The sequence below is a fragment of the Carbonatibacter coralli genome (assembly GCF_039592655.1).
Classification (GTDB): domain Bacteria; phylum Pseudomonadota; class Alphaproteobacteria; order Kiloniellales; family Kiloniellaceae; genus Carbonatibacter; species Carbonatibacter coralli.
Genome location: NZ_JBBUTJ010000002.1, coordinates 361,964 through 383,472, shown reverse-complemented (window position 1 = coordinate 383,472; position 21,509 = coordinate 361,964). Strand labels below are relative to the sequence as shown.

General features: G+C 54.1%; 20 protein-coding genes and 1 pseudogene. 9 read left to right on the top strand and 12 right to left on the bottom strand.

Annotation, left to right across the window (positions count from 1 at the left end):
• Positions 1–17: 17 nt before the first annotated feature.
• The gene (locus AAAH10_RS07250; RefSeq protein ID WP_343562048.1) at positions 18–698 is read right to left on the bottom strand and encodes a helix-turn-helix domain-containing protein; all 681 of its coding nucleotides are present in this window, start codon (positions 696–698) and stop codon (positions 18–20) included.
• Between the two features lie 81 nt (positions 699–779).
• On the opposite strand from AAAH10_RS07250, the gene AAAH10_RS07245 reads away from it, so the two are divergent.
• The 3 genes from AAAH10_RS07245 to AAAH10_RS07235 are packed head-to-tail and all read left to right on the top strand — an operon-like array spanning position 780 to position 2,367.
• Positions 780–1,109 (top strand): NIPSNAP family protein, encoded by a 330-nt coding sequence (locus tag AAAH10_RS07245; RefSeq protein ID WP_343562046.1) that lies wholly within the window; start codon positions 780–782, stop codon positions 1,107–1,109.
• Positions 1,106–1,468 carry an antibiotic biosynthesis monooxygenase family protein gene (locus AAAH10_RS07240; protein WP_343562044.1) on the top strand — a complete coding sequence of 121 codons (363 nt, stop codon included), beginning with the start codon at positions 1,106–1,108 and terminating at the stop codon, positions 1,466–1,468. The genes AAAH10_RS07245 and AAAH10_RS07240 overlap by 4 nt, the downstream gene beginning before the upstream one ends.
• A complete protein-coding gene (locus AAAH10_RS07235; RefSeq protein WP_343562042.1) occupies positions 1,465–2,367 on the top strand; it encodes a DMT family transporter in 903 nt (300 codons plus the stop codon). The genes AAAH10_RS07240 and AAAH10_RS07235 overlap by 4 nt, the downstream gene beginning before the upstream one ends.
• Before the next feature lie 20 nt (positions 2,368–2,387).
• Here AAAH10_RS07235 and AAAH10_RS07230 read toward each other — a convergent pair whose 3' ends face one another.
• From AAAH10_RS07230 to ychF, 5 genes are all read right to left on the bottom strand, one after another.
• Positions 2,388–3,323: a LysR family transcriptional regulator gene (locus AAAH10_RS07230; protein WP_343562040.1), complete on the bottom strand. Its 936-nt coding sequence runs from the start codon at positions 3,321–3,323 to the stop codon at positions 2,388–2,390.
• Positions 3,324–3,619: 296 nt separating this feature from the next.
• Positions 3,620–4,108, bottom strand: a complete 489-nt coding sequence (locus tag AAAH10_RS07225; RefSeq protein ID WP_343562038.1) for a PAS domain-containing protein — start codon at positions 4,106–4,108, stop codon at positions 3,620–3,622.
• Between the two features lie 167 nt (positions 4,109–4,275).
• Positions 4,276–4,692, bottom strand: coding sequence for an alternative ribosome rescue aminoacyl-tRNA hydrolase ArfB (gene arfB / locus AAAH10_RS07220; protein ID WP_442490265.1), 417 nt, complete (start codon positions 4,690–4,692; stop codon positions 4,276–4,278).
• A complete protein-coding gene (locus AAAH10_RS07215; protein ID WP_343562036.1) occupies positions 4,692–5,228 on the bottom strand; it encodes a GNAT family N-acetyltransferase in 537 nt (178 codons plus the stop codon). Before AAAH10_RS07215 ends, arfB begins: the two co-directional genes overlap by 1 nt.
• A gap of 103 nt (positions 5,229–5,331) precedes the next feature.
• The gene (gene ychF, locus AAAH10_RS07210) at positions 5,332–6,429 is read right to left on the bottom strand and encodes a redox-regulated ATPase YchF (RefSeq protein WP_343562482.1); all 1,098 of its coding nucleotides are present in this window, start codon (positions 6,427–6,429) and stop codon (positions 5,332–5,334) included.
• A gap of 391 nt (positions 6,430–6,820) precedes the next feature.
• On the opposite strand from ychF, the gene AAAH10_RS07205 reads away from it, so the two are divergent.
• The 3 genes from AAAH10_RS07205 to cysN all read left to right on the top strand — a co-directional run bounded on the left by AAAH10_RS07205 (position 6,821) and on the right by cysN (position 11,112).
• Positions 6,821–7,894 carry a glycosyltransferase gene (locus AAAH10_RS07205; RefSeq protein WP_343562034.1) on the top strand — a complete coding sequence of 358 codons (1,074 nt, stop codon included), beginning with the start codon at positions 6,821–6,823 and terminating at the stop codon, positions 7,892–7,894.
• Between the two features lie 411 nt (positions 7,895–8,305).
• Positions 8,306–9,214 (top strand): sulfate adenylyltransferase subunit CysD, encoded by a 909-nt coding sequence (gene cysD, locus AAAH10_RS07200; protein WP_442490264.1) that lies wholly within the window; start codon positions 8,306–8,308, stop codon positions 9,212–9,214.
• Complete coding sequence (gene cysN / locus AAAH10_RS07195) at positions 9,214–11,112, top strand: sulfate adenylyltransferase subunit CysN (RefSeq protein WP_343562032.1); 1,899 nt, start codon at positions 9,214–9,216, stop codon at positions 11,110–11,112. The genes cysD and cysN overlap by 1 nt, the downstream gene beginning before the upstream one ends.
• 721 nt (positions 11,113–11,833) lie before the next feature.
• Here the strand turns inward: cysN and AAAH10_RS07190 are convergent.
• From AAAH10_RS07190 to AAAH10_RS07170, 5 genes are all read right to left on the bottom strand, one after another.
• Complete coding sequence (locus tag AAAH10_RS07190; RefSeq protein WP_343562030.1) at positions 11,834–12,595, bottom strand: outer membrane protein; 762 nt, start codon at positions 12,593–12,595, stop codon at positions 11,834–11,836.
• Between the two features lie 180 nt (positions 12,596–12,775).
• A complete protein-coding gene (locus tag AAAH10_RS07185; RefSeq protein ID WP_343562028.1) occupies positions 12,776–12,961 on the bottom strand; it encodes a YegP family protein in 186 nt (61 codons plus the stop codon).
• A gap of 164 nt (positions 12,962–13,125) precedes the next feature.
• Entirely contained in the window at positions 13,126–14,334 is a 1,209-nt protein-coding gene (nhaA, locus tag AAAH10_RS07180) for a Na+/H+ antiporter NhaA (protein WP_343562027.1), read from the bottom strand.
• Between the two features lie 244 nt (positions 14,335–14,578).
• Positions 14,579–16,267, bottom strand: coding sequence for a Na/Pi cotransporter family protein (locus tag AAAH10_RS07175; RefSeq protein WP_343562025.1), 1,689 nt, complete (start codon positions 16,265–16,267; stop codon positions 14,579–14,581).
• 283 nt (positions 16,268–16,550) lie between these two features.
• On the bottom strand, positions 16,551–17,531 hold the full coding sequence (locus AAAH10_RS07170) for an ADP-ribosylglycohydrolase family protein (RefSeq protein ID WP_343562023.1): 981 nt from the start codon (positions 17,529–17,531) through the stop codon (positions 16,551–16,553).
• A 130-nt stretch (positions 17,532–17,661) separates the two neighbouring features.
• Here AAAH10_RS07170 and AAAH10_RS07165 point away from each other — a divergent pair, with 130 nt between their 5' ends.
• The gene (locus tag AAAH10_RS07165) at positions 17,662–18,264 is read left to right on the top strand and encodes a glutathione S-transferase family protein (RefSeq protein ID WP_343562020.1); all 603 of its coding nucleotides are present in this window, start codon (positions 17,662–17,664) and stop codon (positions 18,262–18,264) included.
• Between the two features lie 95 nt (positions 18,265–18,359).
• On the opposite strand, the pseudogene AAAH10_RS07160 reads toward AAAH10_RS07165, so the two are convergent.
• A pseudogene (locus tag AAAH10_RS07160) lies at positions 18,360–20,239 on the bottom strand (PhoX family protein).
• A 195-nt stretch (positions 20,240–20,434) separates the two neighbouring features.
• Here AAAH10_RS07160 and AAAH10_RS07155 point away from each other — a divergent pair.
• Together AAAH10_RS07155 and AAAH10_RS07150 are read left to right on the top strand one after the other, a co-directional pair.
• Positions 20,435–21,040 (top strand): flavin reductase family protein, encoded by a 606-nt coding sequence (locus AAAH10_RS07155; RefSeq protein ID WP_343562018.1) that lies wholly within the window; start codon positions 20,435–20,437, stop codon positions 21,038–21,040.
• Between the two features lie 123 nt (positions 21,041–21,163).
• A complete protein-coding gene (locus AAAH10_RS07150) occupies positions 21,164–21,499 on the top strand; it encodes a hypothetical protein (RefSeq protein WP_343562016.1) in 336 nt (111 codons plus the stop codon).
• Positions 21,500–21,509: the final 10 nt, after the last annotated feature.

Here is a 21,509-nt window from a genome sequence, read left to right as displayed (position 1 = left end):
GGGAGCAATTCTGGACTTCAGTTGCGAAAGCAGTCCAGCAGTTTCTGTTCACCTGACGGGGTGAAGGTAATGATCCGGCTGCCGTCTTCCCGTTTGGCCCAGCCTTGTGCATAGCAGTGATCCAGCAAGGCGGCCCCCAGTGATCCGGCAAGGTGGTTGCGGCGGGCGCTCCAGTCCAGACAGCCCTTGCACAGAGGACGGCGCGATGTTTGCAGCCGGGCCAGGTCAAATCCCAGTCCCGAGAAAAAGGCTTCGCCGTCATTGCAGAGAACAAGTTCCTCGCCTTCCTGCCGGAGGAAATCGCGGGAGAGCATCAGGTCATAGAGTTCGACGGCAAGATCACCAGCCAGATGGTCATAGCAAATCCGCGCCTTTCGAAGGGCGGGGTCTCTGGGGCCTGTGCGGGTGCGAATGAGCCCGCGCTTGGCTGCCAGCCCCATGAGGGCTTCCAGAACAGAGCCGATATCATCATCGGCAAGGGCAAAGTATTTGTGCCGCCCCTGTTTCATCTTGCGGATGAGCTGGGCGCTTTCGAGCTTTTGCAAATGGGCGCTTGCTGTCTGACGAGTCACACCGGCTTCACTGGCCAGTTCCGAGGCTGTCAGGGCCTTGCCGCTCATCAGGGCGATGAGCATGTTGGCGCGGGCGGGATCGCCGATCAGGGCGCCGAGGATGGAGATATCTGGTCCTTCTTTCATAGTTCGATGTTAAGCGAAGCATCTGCGCAATGCAACATGCTAAAGCTGACGGGGAGTGAAGCCAAAGAAAGGAAAAGAACCATGATCACCTGTTTTATCCGCTATCACATCGATCCGGCGAAAAGGGAACAGTTTGAACAGTATGCCCGCAACTGGGGACAGGCCATTCCACGCTGTGGCGCGGATCTGATCGGCTACTTCGCACCGCACGAGGGGTCTTCGACGCTGGCCTATGGCGTTTACACCATCGAAAGCCTGGCCGCCTATGAGGCATACAGGCAACGGCTGATGGATGATCCCCTTGGACAGGAAAACTATCACTTCGCCAAAAGGGAGAAGTTTTTGCTGCGTGAGGACCGGACCTTCCTGAAGCTCGCATCCGGTCCCCACAGCGCGGTGATCAAACCATGATTGCAGTGATCTTTGAAGTGAGGCCAAAGCCCGGGCGCAAGGGGGATTACCTTGCGCTGGCTGCCGGACTGAAGCCATTGCTTCAGGAAATTGACGGTTTTATTTCCGTTGAGCGCTTTCAGAGCCTTGTTGATGAGGAAAAGCTTCTGTCCCTGTCCTTTTTCAGGGATGAAAGCGCGCTGGAGCAATGGCGAAATCTGACCCGGCACCGTGCGGCCCAGTCCGCAGGGCGGGACAGCGTCTTTGATGATTATCGTATCCGGGTCGCCTCTGTCGTGCGGGATTACGGGATGACCGAGAGGGCGCAGGCCCCACAGGACAGTCAGACGGTCCACAGGCAGGGGAGGCTGGAGAAATGAAAGGAGAGGCTGTCGCCTGTCGTGAGCTGATGCTTCTGCTCCTGCTCGCATTTTTGTGGGGGAGTTCCTATCTGCTGATCAGGATTGCCCTGACGGATTTCCCTCCCTTGACGCTTATTGCCCTGAGGGTTCTTGGAGCCTTTTGTTTTCTTTATGTGACCATGCGCTGGCGATCAGAGCGTTTGCCGGGAGATCTGCTCTCCTGGAGGCGGCTGATGGTGCAGGCCTTTCTGAACGCGATCGGAGCCTGGACGGTCCTTGCCTGGGGGCAGCAGTTTGTGGATGCCGGGCTCGCATCGGTTTTGAACTCAACCTCACCCGTCTTTGTGTTGCTGTTCACTGCACTGGTAACGCGGCATGAGCCGGTCTCCGGGATGAAAGTGCTGGGGGCCGCTCTGGGATTGGCAGGTGTGTCTTTTGTGGTCGGTATCGATGTCTTCAGAGGGCTGGGGCAGGAGGTGGCCGGTCAGCTGGCCTGTCTGGCCGGTGCAATGCTTTATGGAGGCGCTGCTCTTTTCGGGCGTCGCCTCGTTCATTCAAGTGCTCTGGTTGTGGCGACAGGAACCATGTTTTGTGCTGTTGTGGTTCTGGTTCCTGCGGCTTTGATTTTTGAGGAACCCCTGAAGATTGTTCCCGGTCGTGATGCCCTGCTTGCGGTAATGGCTCTGTCCCTGTTCTGCACAGGCTTTGCCCTGTTGCTCTATTTCAGGTTGCTGCGAACACTGGGGGCGCTGGGTGTGGCCAGCCAGAGCTATCTGCGGGCCGTTATCGGAGTGTTGCTGGGAATTGTTGTTCTTGGGGAAAGCATGAGCCTTGCGGTGCTGTTGGGAGTGCTGGCAACACTGGCAGGTGTTGTGCTGATCAACAGTGCAGGCTTTTCTGGCCTCAAAAGAGGATAACACGGGTTTGTGGCGGGGCTCTAACGGATTTCGATTGTGTCCATGTCGGCAAAGTGAGCCTTGATGAAATCCACCAGACGGCGCTGACGCAGAGGCAGAACCTTTTGATAGGCATAGGTCAGATAAATATCAAAGGGAGGGGACTGGTAGTCTGTCAGCAGGAGAACCAGTTCCCCCGCCCGCAGTTCCCTGTCCAGAATGTAGGATGGCATCCAGCCGATACCGTGACTTTGAAGCGTGCGGATCTTAATGAGTGAATTGCGCTGAACGGTAAAGTCGCAAGGGACTGTCCGGCGTTTGATCTCTCCGTCGATCAGGAAGGGCCATCCCAGATTGTTGACCTCGAAATCTGTTCCGATGCAGTTGTGGTGGCGCAGGTCATCGGGGTGGTGCGGTGTTCCCTCTGCAGCCAGATAATCCGGAGTTGCGACAACAATCATGTGTCCCTTGACCAGGGGGATGGCGACAAGATCGGGGTCAAGTCCGTGCCCGCCGCGATCCGGATTGACAACACGCCCACCGCGAAAGGCCAGATCGAAATCGCCGCTTTTGAGATCAACCAGACCGTCTGACTGATCCAGATTGATGGTGACTTGCGGATAGAGTTCCTTGAAGGCTGACAGCAGGGGGTAGACGTGTGTCTCGCCAAAGGAAGGCGAGGCGCTGATGGAAATATGTCCGACCATTTCTTCCTGCAGGGAGCGGATGGCCTGTCGTCCCTCAGCGGCTGAACGCACCAGTTCCTGACAGTGCTTCAGGTAGACCTTCCCGGCTTCGGTCAGTGAAAGACTTCGTGTGGTGCGGTGCATCAACTGCAGACCCAGCTCTTCCTCAAGGCGGGACAGAGAGGCTGAGACATGGGATTTCGAACGCCCCAGAGCCTGTGCTGCACCGGTAAAACTGCCGTGTTCTGCAATGGCTGCGAAGATTGCCATTTTTTCCAGTGGTTCGTTCATTGTTCTTGTTTCGGGACAGTGAGTTCAAAAAAGAGCGTCTTATTCACAAAGAGCACTCCTATTAATCTTGTTTGTGAACAGTAAAGCAAGCCAGTGAACGAACCAATGTTTTTCTATTGCCTCCTTATTCTCCTGATTGTCCTACTCTGCCTTCAGTCCGGCGACCCGTCTTCAGGCATCCATTCAGGTGGTCCGGCGCTGCGCTGAGTTTGGTCGAAAGGATTGGCAAATCACATCAGCTTTCCGGTGGGGAGGCTTTGCTTCCTTTTGGTCCCGCTTTCAGCCCGGTTTCTTTGTTATCGGGATCGCTCTGCCAGCCTCGAGGCCTGACAGACGTGCAGGAAATGGGACACGGTGCCATCGGACCCGGCAAGGGGCAGGTCCAGGACTTCGAACTTCAGAAAGCGTCTTTCTTCTGTCGGCACAAGACCGACGGCATGCCCGATTTGGGGGCGATCCATCAGGGACAGAAAATGGAGCCGTGTTGCGTCTTTCTGATCTTCCGGCATGGAGGCAATGAGGAACTGTCCTGTTAAATCCCTGGCAAAGAGATTGACAAAGGTCGTTCCAAAAATACGGAACTGAAGATCGTCATTTTCCCTTTTGGAAAGAGCAATTCTGGAATGCCAGCCAATGAATTCGGGAAAATCAAAATCCTCCCACCCCGGTATCAATCGCTTGCCGCGTTTGTTGTCATAGAGATCCAGTATTTCCCTGAAGTCTCCCAACTCTGGCAAGGTGCTCAGTGAAAACCTGCTCATCTCCAGAGTGTTTGAATTTTCCATATGTGTGACGCCTGTTCCAGATACCGGTAATAAATGACTGTATTTATGCAAGGTGAAAGGGATTTTCCCTTAAAAGCTGTTAAGGAAAACTTGTTGCATTTGCATGTTCGGAAATAAATAGTGATTTTGATATGTTGGGAGGTGCCGGACTCTGAAAGGACAAGGCTTCAGTAATCGACTCTGCCCCGGTTTTTCTTGATCGCGCTGCGTTGCTTCTTTTGGTCCACCCGCCTGATTTTAGAGGCGCGTGTCGGTTTGGTCGGACGGCGTTTTTTCTGAACGATGGTGGCCTGGCGGATCAGTTCTGCCAGACGGATGCGGGCATCCTCCCGGTTGCGTTCCTGCGTGCGAAACTGGCTGGCGGTCAGAACAATGACACCTTCGCTGGTCATAAGGTGACTGGCCGTTTTTTGCAGGCGGGCAAAGACAGCCTCTGAAAGCGCCGGGCAGTTTTTTGCATCAAAGCGGAGCTGAACTGCTGTTGCGACCTTGTTGACATTCTGTCCGCCCGGCCCGGCAGAGCGGATGAACTTTTCCTCCAGCTCCTCGTCCTGCAGAATTATGCTGTTTGTGACCTTGAGCATCAGGGTTTCAGTCTCTCGAACATCAGGATGTTTTCGCCTTTGTAGCTTGCTTCCTGTGGATTGCCGTAACCAACCTTGCGTGCGACGGAGAGGGATGCGGTGTTGGAGGGAGACATGATACAGACCGTTCTGTCGTGCTCCAGCGTTGTGTCTGCCCAGTTGAGGATGGCCTGAACGGCTTCGGTTGCGTAGCCCTTTCCGTGCGCTGCAGATTTCAGGGCCCAGCCTGCTTCGGGTGTGTTTCCCAGCGGGGGAGACATTTGTCGTCTGTAGTTTGCAAAACCGATTTCGCCGAGGAAAGACCGGTTTTGTTTGTCTGTAACAACCCAGTAGCCATAGCCCAGCTGTATCCAGTGTCCTGTATAGCGCAGCAGGCGGGACCAGCTTTCTTCAGCCGTTGATGGTCTTCCGCTGATCCTTTCAACAACCTGCGGGTCAGCCCAGAGGGCGGCAACATCTTCAAAGTCGCTGATTTGATGTCCGCGCAGAACGAGGCGCTCCGTTTCAAGGACCGGGACACTGTTGATACTGTTCATAACCTTTGCCTCTTTTTATTCCCTGTCGGGAGCATAAGGCGCTTTGGGCAAAAGAAAAAGGGCAACCCGCAGGCCGCCCTTTTGTTCCGGTTGTCTGAAAGGCCTATACGTTGAAGCGGAAGTGGAAAATGTCACCATCCTGGGCAATGTATTCCTTGCCTTCTGCGCGCATCTTGCCAGCGTCCTTGGCCCCCTGTTCGCCGTTGCAGGTGATGTAGTCATCATAGGCGATGGTTTCGGCGCGGATAAAGCCGCGTTCAAAGTCGGTGTGGATAACGCCCGCACAGTTTGGTGCGGAGGCACCGACTTCAACAGTCCAGGCACGCGCTTCCTTTGGTCCCACTGTAAAGAAGGTCAGCAGGCCAAGCAGTTCGTACCCGGCCCGAATAACACGGGCGAGGCCGGTTTCTTCCAGACCGAGGTCGGACAGGAACATCTGCTTTTCCTCGTCGTCGGAAAGGGATGCCACTTCAGCTTCGATAGCAGCAGAAATAAAGACGCACTTGCCGCCCGCAGCTTCTGCCATTTCGGTCACGCGTTTGGAATAGTCATTGCCGGTTGCGGCGTTGTCTTCCTCGACGTTTGCAACATAGAGAACCGGCTTGGCCGACAGCAGTTGCAACTGGTCAAAGATCTCGCGTTCATCGCTGGCGATATCCAGTGTGCGGGCGGGTTGGCCTTCCTGCAGAACGGCGGCAACCTTTTCCAGAACGGCCAGCTTTGCCTTGGCTTCCTTGTCGTTGCCACGCGCTTTTTTGGTGTTGGTCTGGATCTGACGCTCAACAGAGTCCAGATCGGCAATCATCAGTTCTGTTTCGACAGTTTCGGCATCGCGGATTGGATCGACAGAGCCGTCAACGTGAGTGACCTCGCCATCGAAGCAGCGCAGGACGTGAACAATCGCATCAACAGAGCGGATGTTGCCGAGAAACTCGTTGCCCATGCCTTCGCCCTTGGAGGCACCGCGAACCAGACCGGCGATGTCGACGAACTCGAGTTGTGTCGGGATGATCTTTTGCGAACTCGCCAGGGCAGCAATCCTGTCAAGGCGCGGGTCGGGAACAGAAACACGGCCGACGTTTGGTTCGATTGTACAGAAAGGGTAGTTCGCAGCCTCGGCAGCTGCTGTCTCAGTCAGGGCGTTGAAAAGCGTGGACTTTCCCACGTTTGGCAGACCAACAATGCCGCAATTGAAACCCATGGTCATGATCCTTTGTCTTGGAATGTCTGTCAGGTCTGACAGCTTGTTGCCGCTTTTGTAGCGTTACAGGCCTTCCGAGCCAAGTCTTTTCCATACAGCCGTAGAGGGATCACGGGAAAAAGGGGCGTCAGATCCGGCAGCGTGGCTTGCAGTCCGGCAGAAGGCCTGTTTTGTGACGCCTTTTCCCTTTTGCTGCTTCTTCTCCTTCTCCGGTTCTTTCTGTGACGTTTCCGGAGGTTTTGGGATTTCCCTTGTTTGTCAGAGGTGTTACACAGAAAAGACCTTTGCCGCTTTTCCGCTTCCCTGTCCGGCTTTTCAGGACCTGCATGGAGTTTTTGACAGGATCGGCGCGTGGAGACAGATTGAAAGAACAGTGAAGACAGAACACGAGATGCCGACAGAAACCCAACCTTTGCGTATTCTTCAGGTCATGGCCGGAAACAAGCATGGCGGGGCAGAGATTGCCTTTGTTGACATGTGTATTGCCATGGCAGAGGCAGGGCAGATTGTCGAGGTTGTCACGCGTGCAAATGATGGCCGTGTTCCGCGCCTTGAAGAGGCTGGTCTCAAGGTGCATACGCTTCCTTTCGGAGGTGCCATTGATCTCTATACCCCCTGGGCCATCGGGCGTATTATCAAGGCTTTCCAGCCTGATATCGTTCAGACTTGGCTGTCCAGGGGCGCGTGGAAAACCCCGAAATGGAAGCCGGGATCCGGGGACAAACCGTACCGCACTGTCGCGCGTTTGGGGAATTACTACAAAATGAAGTATTTCCGGACGATGGAATACTTCGTTGCCATTACGCCCGATATCAAGAGCTACATCATTGGCGAGGGCAATCCGCAGGATCATGTTGTGCATATCAACAACTTTGCGGAAACCGAGGACGCACCTGTTCCTGTTCTGAGACGGGATCTGGAGACCCCCGATGATGCGACAGTTCTGCTGGGGCTTGGTCGCCTGCATGATGACAAGGCCTTTGATACCCTGATCGAGGCGGTTGGCAAAATGCCGGAGCATGTTCATCTGTGGATTGCCGGAGAGGGGCCGGATCGCGAAAAACTCGAAAGCCTGATCGGGCGTCTTGGTGTTTCCGATCGTGTGAAGCTTCTGGGGTGGCGGGATGATCGCGCGGCTCTTTTGCAGGCCTGTGATATCTGTACCTTTACCTCCCGCGATGAACCTTTCGGCACTGTCTTTGTTCAGGCCTGGGCGCAGAAAACACCTGTGGTGGTCAGTGATGCCGATGGTCCCCGTCAGTTTGTCCGCGATGGAGAAGACGGACTGGTCACACCGATTGATGATCAGGATGCCATTGTCCGCGCCATTGCGCGGCTGGATGGTGATCCGGCTCTGAAAGAGCGTCTGTCCCAAAACGGATGGGCGCGGTATCAGAACGAGTTCACAAAGGAAAAAACGGTTCAGGCCTATCTGGATTTCTATCGCAAAATCATCAGTGAGTAACCTTGCCTTTGAATGCAAAAAGTTATTCCGCAAAAATTTGTGTTGAATAATTTTGCGGAAATCCAGTGTGAAATAGTGGAGTCTTGTGTGCCATTGCGCACCCATTTTCTCGGTGTATGCAAGAGCAAAAACTCTTATTAAGTTATTGTAAACATAAAAAATATCTGGATTGTTCTGTTGTGATCATTAATAACATTAAAAAAATGTTTAAAAATATGATCAACACAAAAAACAGCACTTTTTGTCGATTCTGATAATTATTGCTCTTGTCAGTGTGTGAAAAGTGATTAGATTGACGGTTATAACCTTTCGGATTTTTCGGGCAGAACTGTTTGCTTTGCTGGCGTCTTTCACTAAAAGTGACATCAGACAGATCAGTGCAATGCCCCCTTTGATAATCAGGAGATCGCGGTGAGCGACCCAAGACTGACGCACCTGCGCCAATTGGAGGCGGAGAGCATTCACATCATTCGTGAGGTGGCTGCTGAATTCGACAATCCCGTAATGCTCTATTCCATCGGGAAAGACTCTTCGGTGATGCTGCATCTGGCGAGCAAGGCTTTCTATCCGTCAAAGCCTCCCTTTCCGCTGATGCATGTGGACACGACCTTCAAGTTTCGCGAGATGATCGAGTTCCGTGACCAGATTGCAAAGGATTACGGGTTTGACCTGATTGTGCACACCAATCAGGATGGCGTGCGCGACGGAGTGACACCCTTTTCCCATGGCTCTGCCCTCTATACGGATATCATGAAGACCGAGGCATTGAAGCAGGCGCTTTCAAAGTACAAGTTTGATGCTGCCTTCGGCGGTGCGCGACGGGACGAGGAAAAATCCCGTGCGAAGGAGCGCATTTTCTCCTTCCGTTCAGAAAACCACCGCTGGGATCCGAAGAATCAGCGCCCCGAGCTTTGGAACACTTACAATGCACGTGTGAAACCGGGTGAATCAATCCGTGCCTTCCCACTGTCCAACTGGACCGAGCTGGATATCTGGCAATACATCTATCTGGAAAACATTCCGATGGTGCCGCTCTATTTTGCGAAAGAGCGCCCTGTTGTCGAGCGCGATGGCGCCCTGATCATGGTGGACGATGACCGGCTGCCACTGCAACAGGGCGAAGAGCCGGTGATGAAGTCTGTGCGCTTCCGCACACTGGGCTGCTATCCGTTGACCGGTGCGGTCGAATCAACAGCGGCAACCCTGCCGGAAGTTATTCAGGAAATGCTCCTGACCACAACATCAGAGCGCCAGGGTCGTGTTATCGATCACGATCAGGCCGGCTCCATGGAAAAGAAAAAGCAGGAGGGCTACTTCTAATGGCCCATAAAGACGATCTCATTGCCGAGGACATTCTCGGTTATCTGAAGGCACAGGAAGAAAAGTCGCTGCTGCGCTTTATCACCTGCGGATCCGTGGATGATGGAAAGTCAACACTGATCGGGCGTTTGCTCTATGATTCCAAACTGATCTTTGAAGATCAGCTGGCTGCGCTTGAAAGTGACAGCAAGAAGGTCGGGACACAGGGCGGGGATATTGACTTTGCCCTGCTGGTTGACGGTCTGGCAGCAGAACGCGAACAGGGCATTACGATTGATGTGGCCTATCGCTTCTTCTCGACCGACAAGCGCAAGTTCATTGTCGCGGACACACCCGGACACGAGCAGTACACACGCAACATGGCCACCGGTGCCTCCAATGCACAGGCCGCGCTGATCCTGGTCGATGCCCGCCATGGTGTGCAGGTGCAGACGCGCCGCCACAGCTACATTGTGAACCTGCTGGGTATTCGCCACATCACTGTTGTGATCAACAAGATGGATCTGGTGGAATACAGTCAGGAGCGCTTTGAGGAAATCGTTGCAGAATATCAGGACTTTGCACAGAAACTGGGTCTTGAGGGCGTGAACTTTGTTCCGATTTCGGCGCTCAAGGGTGACAATATCACCAGCAGAAGTGAAAACCTGAACTGGTTCGATGGTCCCAGCCTGATGGAGTGGCTGGAAACCGTCGATGTCTCCAGTGATATCAACGAGCAGCCTTTCCGCATGCCGGTCCAGTGGGTCAATCGTCCGAACCTGGATTTCCGCGGTTTCTCGGGAACCATTGCCTCCGGTCGCATTCGCCCGGGCGACAGCATTATGGTTGCGCCATCCGGCAAAAGCTCGATTGTCGAACGTATCGTAACCTTTGATGGCGATCTGGGTGTTGCGGTGGCGGGGCAGTCTGTGACCCTGACACTCAGGGATGAAATCGATATCAGCCGTGGTGATGTTCTGGCGAAGACAGAGGAAAAGCCCGATCACAGTGACCAGTTGCGTGCGACTGTCCTGTGGATGAGCGAGGATGCCATGCTTCCGGGACGGACCTATCTGCTCAAGTCAGCGGCCAACACGGTTCATTCCGTTGTGACTGACCTGCACCACAAGGTGAATGTCAACACGCTTGAAGAACTGGCCGGAAAGACACTGGAACTGAACGAGGTCGGGGTGTGTAACCTGAGCCTTGATCGCGGCATTCCCTTTGATCCCTATACAGGAAACCGTACAACAGGCGGCTTTATTCTGATTGACCGTTTCACCAATCAGACCATTGGTGCGGGGATGATCCACTATGGCCTGCGCCGGGCGGACAACATCACCTGGCACGAAATGGATGTGAACAAGTCCAAACGCGCAGAGCAAAAAGGCCAAAAACCTGCTGTTCTGTGGTTCACCGGACTGTCCGGTGCCGGCAAGTCCACAGTGGCCAACCTTGTCGAGAAGAAGCTCTTCGCGCTCGGTCGTCACACCTACACGCTGGATGGTGACAATGTGCGCCACGGCCTGAACAAGGACCTGGGCTTTACCGACGCAGACCGTGTCGAGAACATCCGTCGTGTTTCCGAGACCGCGAAGCTCTTTGCCGATGCGGGTCTGGTCACGCTGGTGTCCTTTATTTCCCCGTTCCGTTCCGAGCGTCAGATGGCGCGTGCGCTGATGGATGAAGGCGAGTTCATTGAAGTCTTTGTCGATGCGCCGCTGTCTGTCTGCGAAGATCGCGATCCCAAGGGGCTTTACAAAAAGGCCCGTGCCGGGGAGATCAAGAATTTCACCGGTATTGATTCCGACTATGAAGCGCCGCGCAATTCCGAAATCCGTCTGGATGCCGGGAGCAGAACAGCCGAGGAACTGGCCGATCAGGTCATCGCCTATCTGCGCGAGTCCGGATACATCTGATCACGCCTGCGCTTTCAGGATGAAACAGAAAAAGGGGCATCCTTGTGGTGCCCCTTTTTGTATCTCTCGGAAAGAGGATCAGTCACCGGCAGGAATGCCGAGGATTGCGACAGATTAAAATCCACAGGGTGGCAAAAAGTGTTGTGACCATAACAATATTGGTTGTCGTCATTTTAACGGTTTCGTTTCTGTTCCGTGTGCGGTGCTGTTCCGGTGACCGGAATGTGATCCGGCGGGTGGATGATGTCCGGTTATGGTCCGGCTTTGTGTTCTTATTGTTGTCGGGGTGCGCTTTTTCAGCCCTTATTTTGCTCGATTTTTATTTCAGGGCAATTTCAAAGGGAACAGTCAACCGGCTTCCAGAGCGGTTGTTCTGCTTTCACGGTTTTTTCGAACAGGCGCATCAGGGATGCGGTTGTAAAGGCGCTCCGGGTGTGGAAAAGCTGTTGTCGGACATCAGGGCGTAGCGAGCGCTATCGCTTTGAATGGCTTGGAGCATTGGGCGTGGAGATGCAAAAAAGGCACCTCCGGGAGGTGCCTTTTCCGGATTGGTGAAAAGGGCGTGCCAGTTCCAGGATGGAGGAAGCTGGCGCGCCCTTTTCGCAGCCGTGGATGGACGGCTGTTGGGGGAGTGAGAGCCTTGGGGTGGGGTGCTCTCCCCTCTGCTTTTAATGCTGTTTCTGCTGAAAGTGCTGTGTCACTTTTCGGGTATTATAACAGATCAGAAGCTGTAACGCAGACCGATGTTGATGCTGGTGGAACTGAAACGCTCTTCCAGATTGCCTGTGTTTACCCCGGCAGTCTGGTTGATCCGGTCTGATTCAAACTCGTCTGTGACCAGATAACGCACATCGGAATAGAGCGAGATATGGTCTGTAAAGGCGTAGTCCACGCCTGCGATAAACTGTGCAGCGAAGACTTCGTCACTGTCGCCGAGATCAATGACAGGTGTTGTTGCGGCATTGGGAGCATAGACAACGTTCTGGTCAATAAAGGCAACTCCCAGACCGACACCGACAAACGGCGTGATCGAATGCTCTTCAAAGGCGGTGATGTCCAGATAGGCGTTGGTGAGCAGGGTGGTCAGACCGATGTCTCCGCCGAGATCGTTGTCCGGACCGGCACCGTTTCCGGAAAAGTTGATGCCGTCCGTGTCATGCTCGCGATAGCTCAGTTCCAGTTCCAGACGCGGGGAAAAAACGCCGTACTGTACAGAGTTGAAATCGTAACCAATCGCGCCACCAAAGACAAAGTCATTATCCAGATCAGTGTCTACGGTTTGCGGATTGCCACCGACCTGGCCATCATAATCCAGATCCTGTGCAAAGCTTGCTCCACCGAAAACAGAAAGATAGAACTGATCGGCGTGTTCGCCTTTTTCATGGCCTCCGGCCTGGGCGGTGCCTGCCATGGACAGCAGGCCTGCAAGGCCGAAAACGGTGGAGCGGAACAAACGGGACCTTGAAACAGAAGAGTTAAACATACCAGAGCCTCTTTGTGAAAATGTGCGTCTGGCAACGTTATGGAGGGAGTCAGATCAGAAGAAAATAAAACTCATTTTGAGGAAATGTTATTGAATAAAAAAAGAAAAAACGATTTTTGTTTTAATTTTCCCTGTTGGGAGCGGGCAAGACAGGGATGCTGTCCGGCCCTGTGGTCCGGTCTACTTTTGAACAAAGCCGTGTTTTTGCGCGCAGGCATCGCAGTCCCGGCGTTCGGGATAGCCTTCCGGGGAGGAATCAACGATTTTCCCGTCTGCTGAAAGCTGCGTCCAACGCCAGAATTCATGGGCATCCTGATAGAATTTCCATTGTGTTTTGTCGGTTGCGACAAGAATTTCCTGTGTCATGGGGCCTCTGTTTTCAAACGTGCTGATTGTCCCGTCTTTCTGAAACTAGGATGCCCTGCCGGATTTTGAAAGGAAAGTCCTGATCAAATTTGCTTGAGAGGTGATCCAAAAAAAGCGGCCTTCCCGGAGGAAAACCGCTTTTTCCATGAAGGGAGATCCCGGCTTCAGGCTGTTTCGGCCTTGGCCTGATCGCCACCAACTGCGGCATAGGTGCCCTTTTTCGTTGTCAGCAGCAGAACTGTGACACCGGCCAGGGTGGAAAGCAGTGAGCCTGCCAGAACACCAAGGCGAACCGCTGAGGCATGCTCAATATCGGTAAAGGCCAGGGTTCCGATAAAGAGGGACATGGTAAAGCCGATACCGGTCAGGAGCGCCATGCCATAATACTGCGGCCAGCTGGTGCCATCCGGAAGCTGGCAGATCTTCAGGCTTGTTGCGACGATTGTCACCAGCATGACGCCGATCTGCTTGCCAAAGAAAAGTCCCAGCATGATGCCAAGTGTAATGGGCTGTGTGAAGGTTTCCACCGACAGACCCGCAAGGGACACACCGGCGTTTGCGAAGGCGAAGACCGGGATGACGAGGAAGGAAACCCAGGGATGGAGAGCGTGTTCCATCACTTTCAGGGGCGCTTCATCGTGCTCGTCCTGGGCGCGCAGGGGAATGACAAGACCCAGTGCGACACCGGCCAGTGTGGCGTGAACACCGGATTTCAGAACGCAGGCCCAGATAAAGAGACCAACGACAACATAGGGGCCAAGGCGTGTGACGCCGCGCAGGTTCATCACCACGGCAACGGCCAGACCTGCGAAGGCCAGACCGAGGGCCAGCAGGGAGGTGTCAGCCGTGTAAAAGAGTGCGATAATCACAATGGCGGCAAGGTCGTCAATGATCGCAATGGCAACCAGACAGACCTTCAGCGCAGGGGGAATGCGATCCCCCATCAGCAGCATCACACCAAGGGCAAAGGCAATGTCCGTTGCAGAGGGAATGGCCCAGCCGTCAATGGTCCCGCCTGTGTTCCAGTTGAAGTAGGCATAGATCAATGCGGGGACGGCCAGACCGCCGATGGCTGCAATTGTGGGCAGGACAACCTGTGAGGGTTTGGAGAGGTGTCCTTCGAGCATTTCCCGTTTGATTTCAAGGCCGACAAGCAGGAAAAAAATCGCCATCAGGCCATCGTTGATCCACAGCAGCAACGGCTTGTTGATTTCAAAGGCGCCGAATTTCAGAACGACGGGTATATCCTTGAAGGAGGCGTAGAGGCTGGACAAGGCGGAGTTTTCGGCCACCATGGCCAGTACGGCTGCCAGACAGAGCAGAATGCCCGGTGCTGTCGGTTTGGCAAAGAAGTCTTGAGTGGCCTGTTTCATGAAATGACCCTGTTCCTAACGCGCGTTGAATTATAAAGCAGCAACACACAGGCTTTTCTGTGTGCGGCAGCTTACCTGATTTCCAGGTGATAATGGATTTGAATTTGTTGATTGTCCTGATTTATTTCAAGTCTTTTCCCGACCAAAAGAGTCGGTTTTTGTCAAAGAGGAGATTTCAGCGAAAAAAAGCCCCTGAAAGTTGTAGCTTTCAGGGGCGAGGCACAGACGTCAGGACTGTTGAAACTTACATTTCAACGACCCTGGCAATTTGCTCGTCACGGGAAGTCAGTCGCGTATCCAGCAAGTGTCCGTTGCGAGCAAGGATGGGGTAGGCCACAGTTGAAAGCTGGGCATTGAAATCTTCAAGACCGCGCAGGGTTTCCAGGTGGATATCACTGCTGCGGAAACTGGTGGAATCACCGGAAGACAGGCGTTGGAGGTGTTTTTTGCGGCTCTTGCGTTCCAGCTTTTTGACCTTGCTCTTGTGCGCAACCAGTTTGCGCGCGCTTTCAAGGTCATCATTCATGAGAATGCTGGAGGCCATGGTTGCTGTGGCTGAAACCTGCTTGTGAAGGTCGCGGAGCTCGACCCAGCCCTCGCGGGAAAAGTCAATGTTCTTCAGCAGTTTTTTCTCGGCCAGTGGCAGGAGGCGTTTTGCAATGATGTCGCCGGCTGTTTCGAGTGAAATGGCGTAATCCAGATAGCCCTGCAGCTCCTTGCGCTCCTCGCGTTCCAGATCCTTGCGCGCAAAGGCCGCACAGAATGAGCGGATGTCATCCAGCGAGTCATTGACACTGTCATCCAGCTTCTGGAGTTCCGCAATGCTTTTGGTGTCGCCGTTCTCGTAGAGCACCATAATGGGGCGGAACATGTTTTCCACCTGGTCTGTCATGCGCAACAGCTCGCGCTTCAGGCCGGTGAAGGCCTGTTCCGATGGCAGGGACAGCGCGCCTTCGGCACTTTCCAGCAGGCTCAGGCTGCTCTTGAGGTTCAGCTCCGGCTGCTTGTTGCCGTTGACAATACTGTTGATCAGTTTCTCGATCCGGCCACAGAACGGCAGGGCCAGCAGCAGGGAGGCGTTGAACAGGACGTGCAGGTTGACCAGTGTCTGCCCGGCGGATTTTGTGCTGATGAGATCGACAATCGGCAGGGCCTGAACCAGCAGGAGGGTGATAAAGGCCCAGCTTCCGCGGAGGATCAGATTGCTGTAGGGGATCAGACGGGCCTCGATCTGTGTACCGCGGCTCAGCCAGACCGGGATCAGGCCGCTGCCAAGGTTCGCACCCAGCACCATGGAAACGCCGACATCCAGTGGCAGGGCATCAATGGCAACCAGTGTGACACACATGAGAATGGTGGCGACACTGGAGTGCATGATGAAGGCCAGCATGGCACCAACCAGAAAGGCTGTGACGAAGTCGTTGGACAAATAACCGGCAATTGCCGGGAGGAACGCGCTCTCGCGGATCGGGTCCATGGTCTCCCGCAGGAAGCGCAGGGACAGCAGAATAAAGCCGATGCCAAGAATGATACGTCCTGCGTTTCGCGTCTGCTTGCCGGAGGTCTTCACATAAAGCCAGCCCCCCAGTGCAATCAGAACCGGTGTCAGCCATTCCAGACGGAAGGAGAGGATCTGGATAACCAGAGCGGAGCCCAGATCGGCCCCGAGGGCAATGGCAAGACCGGAGGCAATGGTGATGGCTCCTGCGGTTGCGAAGCCGGTTGCGAGCAGGATAACAGCCGTTGAACTTTGCAGAACCATGGCAAGACCCAGACCGCTGATCGAGGACCGCAGCGGTGTGCCTTTGGTGGTCATTGCCTGCTTGAAGGAGGAACCGAAGCTCTTCTCAATCCCGTTTTGTACCATTCGAACAGCAAAGAGCAGCAGGATTGTGGCTGCGAAGAGATTGATCAGGAAATCTATGATAGCCATTAAAGGCTTCCTCCTTGGGGTTTGCTGTTCGTTTCAGGCGTTTGCGTTCGGTACTCTTTGCTGTTTCAGGTGAGGGTTGAGCAGAATCTTACAGCGGAGTTCATTTTTGTAATATATCTTACAAAAAATCGAATTGCAACATTATTGTAACAAAAAAGAAATATTTCTGCTCGTTAAAAGTGTGTGAGACTTTTTCGCTTTTGAAAACAACTTTGATTTGAAGGACTTGTATAAAAAAAGCCTCGCAGGGAGCGAGGCTTCTCCTGTTACAGTTCACGGTGGATCACTGGCCTTGTGAAGCCCGGTGACCCAGCCAGAGACACTGTTGCCAGAGGAATGATCCATGCAGTGTTTTCAGTGACCAGTCCAGGGGAATGCCCCTGTCCGGATCCAGGCCGTACTTTGCCCCGAGCAGGGCCCCGATCATGATGGCGCGCCCGGCATTGTCGCCACCGCAGCGTGTGTTCAGCTCGATGGCTTCACTGAAGTCAGGGCCGTGGCGCAAAATGTGGAACATCAGTGGCACACTCATGGGCAGGTGACAGGCCCGCCCGGTGATTTCCCCGTAAGTGATCGAGCTTTGTTCCGGCGTCTCCAGGGCATCGCGGAGCTTTTCGCCTGTTTCGCCGGTCGCCGCTGCGGCTTCGTCCTGCATGGCCTGTAACAGATCATTCCCCTGCAGGACTTTTGTCAGGAGGCGGGTGAAAATGGCTCCGTATTCGGATGCTGTTTCATTGACATTGGTCACCTGCATGGCATCGGAGACAGCCTGTTCCAGTTCCGCTGTTCCGTGATAGGCGGCAACAAGGGCAGGCAGGGTGGAAATGGCGGGATGTTGATCATCGTCAATGCCGGAGGGCGTGCGCTGCCCCCTTGCCAGATTGCTCAGCGTGCCGGAGGTCGGTCGATCAATATAGCCTCTGTAAGATCCGCCTGCGCCAAAATAGGCTGCAAAGGCTGTCTGGTATTCCGCAACCTCCAGCTTGCCGTCATGACGACAGAGATGATCCAGCATCAGGGCGAGGCATTCACCATACTGTGTGGACATGCCGTTGTGACGATTGCCGTGGGCGAAGTATCCGCTGGTGTCTTCAAAGTTTTCAGCCAGCGGCGGAATGAAGGCTGTCGTGCCACCGTTCCGGTCCCGGATTTTCTGGATGCGCTCGGGATCGTAGAGCCAGTGCAGCCCCATTGTGGCCGCATCGGCAACCAGCGCGCCGAAAACAGCGGTGGCCTGTGAAGAGAGCGGAAGGGAAGAAGCCATGATCTGATCCTCCTGTCTGGACAGCAACCTGAAAGCATCTGTTACTTTGGGGGCTATGGTGCTATTGTCAAGCGATTGAAAAACAGGAGAGGCTCGCAAAAAGAGCCGCAGAATCACAGGGAGCTCTGTCATGAAGGTCTATGGTGATAAGCGATCCGGCAACTGTTACAAGATCGGTCTGCTGCTCAAACTGCTGGGACGATCCTACGAATGGGTTGATATTGATATCCTCAAGGGCGAAACCCACACACCTGAATTTCTCTGCAAAAACCCCAACGGGAAAATTCCCCTGATCGAACTGGATGACGGGCGCTGTCTGAGCGAGTCCAATGCCATTCTGGGTTATCTGGCCGATGGGACCGATCTGGTACCGCAGGACCCGTTCGAGAAGGCGCAGCTTTATTCCTGGCTGTTTTTTGAACAGTATTCCCACGAGCCGAAAATTGCTGTCGCGCGTTTTATCAAGCTCTATCAGGACATGCCTGAAGACCGTGTGGCAGAATATGAAACCTGTCTGGAAAAGGGATACAAGGCACTGGGGATCATGGAATCACAGCTTTTGCACACCCGCTGGCTGGTCGGGGAGAGCATGACCATTGCGGATGTGGCCCTTTATGCCTATACGCATGTCGCCCATGAAGGTGGCTTCAATCTTCGTGATTTCGAGGGGATCAGAACCTGGATTGAGCGCATTCAGGCCTTGCCGGACTATGCTTCCATGGAAGAGATCTGAACTTTTCCGGACTGGAAAGGTTGCGAAGACGAAAAAACGGTGCCGCAGTTTTTGCAGCACCGTTTTTTGCAGAGCCAGATCCGGAAAAGCCCGGTTTAGCCGACAGTCTTGCCGTCCTCGCGCCACACTGTGATGACAGAAGAACGTGGTTTGCCGTTGCCGTCAGGCCAGCTGCCACCGGGGTGCTGAATGCCGACGAAAGCGACCTTCTTGTCCGCAGACCAGCACAGGCCGGTCACTTCCGCACCGTTTGGAACGGTCATGAAGCGGCCAATTTCTCCGGTTTCGGGGTTGCCGACCAGCATCTGGTTGTTGCCCATTCCGGCAAAATCACCTTCGTTGCTGTCGTTCCCGTCAGTCTGGATCCACAGCAGGCCCGTGCTGTCGAAGGCCATGCCGTCAGGAGAGTTGAACATGTTGCCGGTTGTCACGTTTTTGGAGCCGGCATAGGCATCGCTGTGCACGTTCGGGTTGCCAGCCATGACGTAGAGTCCCACTTGAAGGTGGCGGCGCCATGGTCTTCATTTGCTGGAACCCAGCGAACGATCTGGCCGTAGTTGTTGGCATTGCGCGGGTTCGGACCATTTGCAGAGGTGTCATCCCCACCGGCGTTCGGTTTCTTGCCGCGGTTCTTGTTGTTGGTCAGTGCGCAATAGGCTTCGGCCTTCAGCGGGTTTGCGGCGATCCACTCCGGACGATCCATTGTGGTTGCGCCAACTTTGGAAGCAGCCATGCGTGAGAACACGAGGATTTCCTCGATCGTCATGCCTGTTGTTTCCGGTGTCAGTGCCAGCCATTCCCCGCTCTGGTCATCGTTGAACCTGGCGACATAGAGTGTGCCGTCGGACAGCAGGCCATCTGTCGGCTGACCTTCGGACCAGCTCTTGCTGGAAACGTACCTGTACATGAACTCGCCCCGTTCGTCGTCGCCCATGTAAACAACAATGCGGCCGTCCTTGGCCTGAACCATTTCGGCGTTTTCGTGTTTGAAGCGGCCGAGTGCTGTGTGTTTTACGGGTGTGCTGTTCGGATCTGCGGGGTTGATTTCCGTAATCCAGCCGTGACGGTGCGGTTCGTTTGGTTCTTTGGACAGGTCGTATCGCGCGTCAAACTTTTCGTAGGCATAGCGACTTTCGCCCTTGATGCCATAACGCTTTTCGCCCGGTGTCTGCTCCTTTTCGACTGTGGAGCCGAAATAGCCATTGAAGTTTTCCTCGCAGGTCAGATAGGTGCCCCAGAGGGTCTTGCCGGACCCGCAGTTGTTCATGGTGCCTTTCGGTGAAAGGCCTTCCGGGTCGGCATTGGTTTTGACAAAGTCTGAACCTGCTGCAGGACCGTCCATGGTCATCTGTGTTTCGTGAGTGATCCGGCGGTTGTACGGGCTGTCGAGGACAACTTCGAAGCCGTTGCCCCTGTCGGCAACTTCCATCACGGTCACGCCCTGCAGGTTCTTGAGAAGCCTGACCTCATCACCATTGCGCGGCGTGCCTTCGGATGCAGCCGGCAGGTTGATTTTCGGGTTTACGTACTCGGAGTTCACTGTGATCAGCTGTTTGCCGTCCACAACGAAAAGTTCCATGCCGTCTGTGTTTTCACCGAACACCTTGTCGGACATATCCGTGGAGACACCGTTGTCAGCAGAGTAGGCGTCCCTTGCAGAGGAGAACAGGGGGTCGCCCCAGCGGACCAGTGTTTTCCACTTGTAGCCGTCGGGAACGTGAACATCAAAATCTGTTGCGGTGCCGATGGGTTCAAACGGGAAGGTGCCGTGTGCATGAGCCAGGGCGCTGGTGCTGTTCAGCAGGCCCGAACCGAAAACAGCGGCTCCGGAGCCGAAAGCCAGAACGCTGCCGATAAAGCCACGGCGTGAGATCGCGTTTTCCACCACCTGGTCAAAACCGTTTTCGGCCGGGCGGGGGTCGCGATGTTCGTCGAACTCGTCCCAGGACAAGTCGTGCAAGGATTTCTCGTTCATTGGGTTATTCCTGACGTTAGAGATTTGATAGCGTTTTTTTTTGTTTTCTGTTTTTTGCTGAAAAGCCGGAATGTAATACCATAACGTTCATTACGGGTTTGTGACTCAACAAACTTTAACAATGATCTGTTTGGTTAATTTTTTGTTATGCTCTATTCTTCACCTTCTGATTGCTTTCTTCAGGATTGAATTTCCATGCATTTTGCATCCAAAGATCTGAGTGGGGCAGAGGCCTATCGCCTGCTGGCTGCCACTGTTCTGCCGCGTCCGATTGCGCTGGTAACAACGGTCTCTGCCGAGGGTGTTCCCAATGCGGCACCCTTTTCCTTTTTCAACGCAATGGGCAGCAAGCCGCCTGTTGTCGCAATGGGTATCGAACCCAGACCGGATGGAGCTTACAAGGACACACCTGCGAACATCATTGAAACGCGCGAGTTCGTGGTCAATCTGGTGGATGAACCCCTGGCTGACCAGATGAATGCCTGTGCGGCCACCCTGGCGCCGGAGGTCAATGAACTGGATGAAGCGGGGTTGAAGAGCATTCCCTCTCTTGAAGTCGCGGCACCCCGTATCGAGGCGTCCCCGGTTTCAATGGAATGCAAGCTGTTGCAAACGGTTGATCTGGCTGGTGGTGGCAGCATTGTTATCGGCGAAGTGATCCATTTCCATCTGCAGGACCGGATTGTTTCCTCGCTTGATCCCTTGCGCATTGACACTGGTGAACACAATCTGATTGGTCGTCTGTCAGCCTCTGACTATTGCCGTACAACGGATCGTTTCCAGCTGCAAAGACCGGGCTAGAGGATCTTTCCCTGCAGACTGTGGTGATTATTATTGTAATATTTCACCACAGTTTTTTAAGGGATTTTTAAGGCAAATAATCTACACCTTTATCAGGCTAAATAAGTGTGTGGATATAGCCGAATGTCGAGCCTGATCAATCGCGCAGAGCGCCATCCCCTTGTCAGTACAGCTGCCTTCTTTCTGGTGGCTTTGCTCTTGCTGGGCCTGGTCCAGTTCACAGCGCCATCCCGAAAGGGGCAGGCTGTTGCACTTGTTTTTCCCTTCCATCATCACAGTGAAGAAACCTTTGCCAGCGTTATCAATGCCGGGGGCTATGTCCTGCGGCACGGGCGCTTTGAAAATGTTGTGATTGGTGTTTTTGACACAATTGAGCCGGAGCGCATTGCCGATGCAACCGGTGCTCTTTTTGTTGTTGAAGTCGATCGGATCGCCTCTTGTCTGGGGCGTCTCACGTAAGGAAAATCAG

Bases quoted from the DNA above. Each gene is read 5' to 3' on its own strand.
- AAAH10_RS07150 (WP_343562016.1), top strand. From the start codon at position 21,164: ATGTCGAGCCTGATCAATCGCGCAGAGCGCCATCCCCTTGTCAGTACA.
- AAAH10_RS07250 (WP_343562048.1), bottom strand. From the start codon at position 698: ATGAAAGAAGGACCAGATATCTCCATCCTCGGCGCCCTGATCGGCGAT.
- AAAH10_RS07190 (WP_343562030.1), bottom strand. From the start codon at position 12,595: ATGTTTAACTCTTCTGTTTCAAGGTCCCGTTTGTTCCGCTCCACCGTT.
- AAAH10_RS07225 (WP_343562038.1), bottom strand. From the start codon at position 4,108: ATGGAAAATTCAAACACTCTGGAGATGAGCAGGTTTTCACTGAGCACC.
- AAAH10_RS07245 (WP_343562046.1), top strand. From the start codon at position 780: ATGATCACCTGTTTTATCCGCTATCACATCGATCCGGCGAAAAGGGAA.
- AAAH10_RS07205 (WP_343562034.1), top strand. From the start codon at position 6,821: ATGCCGACAGAAACCCAACCTTTGCGTATTCTTCAGGTCATGGCCGGA.
- AAAH10_RS07235 (WP_343562042.1), top strand. From the start codon at position 1,465: ATGAAAGGAGAGGCTGTCGCCTGTCGTGAGCTGATGCTTCTGCTCCTG.
- arfB (WP_442490265.1), bottom strand. From the start codon at position 4,692: ATGCTCAAGGTCACAAACAGCATAATTCTGCAGGACGAGGAGCTGGAG.
- AAAH10_RS07155 (WP_343562018.1), top strand. From the start codon at position 20,435: ATGCATTTTGCATCCAAAGATCTGAGTGGGGCAGAGGCCTATCGCCTG.
- AAAH10_RS07240 (WP_343562044.1), top strand. From the start codon at position 1,106: ATGATTGCAGTGATCTTTGAAGTGAGGCCAAAGCCCGGGCGCAAGGGG.
- AAAH10_RS07170 (WP_343562023.1), bottom strand. From the start codon at position 17,531: ATGGCTTCTTCCCTTCCGCTCTCTTCACAGGCCACCGCTGTTTTCGGC.
- nhaA (WP_343562027.1), bottom strand. From the start codon at position 14,334: ATGAAACAGGCCACTCAAGACTTCTTTGCCAAACCGACAGCACCGGGC.
- AAAH10_RS07165 (WP_343562020.1), top strand. From the start codon at position 17,662: ATGAAGGTCTATGGTGATAAGCGATCCGGCAACTGTTACAAGATCGGT.
- cysN (WP_343562032.1), top strand. From the start codon at position 9,214: ATGGCCCATAAAGACGATCTCATTGCCGAGGACATTCTCGGTTATCTG.
- AAAH10_RS07215 (WP_343562036.1), bottom strand. From the start codon at position 5,228: ATGAACAGTATCAACAGTGTCCCGGTCCTTGAAACGGAGCGCCTCGTT.
- AAAH10_RS07175 (WP_343562025.1), bottom strand. From the start codon at position 16,267: ATGGCTATCATAGATTTCCTGATCAATCTCTTCGCAGCCACAATCCTG.
- AAAH10_RS07185 (WP_343562028.1), bottom strand. From the start codon at position 12,961: ATGACACAGGAAATTCTTGTCGCAACCGACAAAACACAATGGAAATTC.
- AAAH10_RS07230 (WP_343562040.1), bottom strand. From the start codon at position 3,323: ATGAACGAACCACTGGAAAAAATGGCAATCTTCGCAGCCATTGCAGAA.
- ychF (WP_343562482.1), bottom strand. From the start codon at position 6,429: ATGGGTTTCAATTGCGGCATTGTTGGTCTGCCAAACGTGGGAAAGTCC.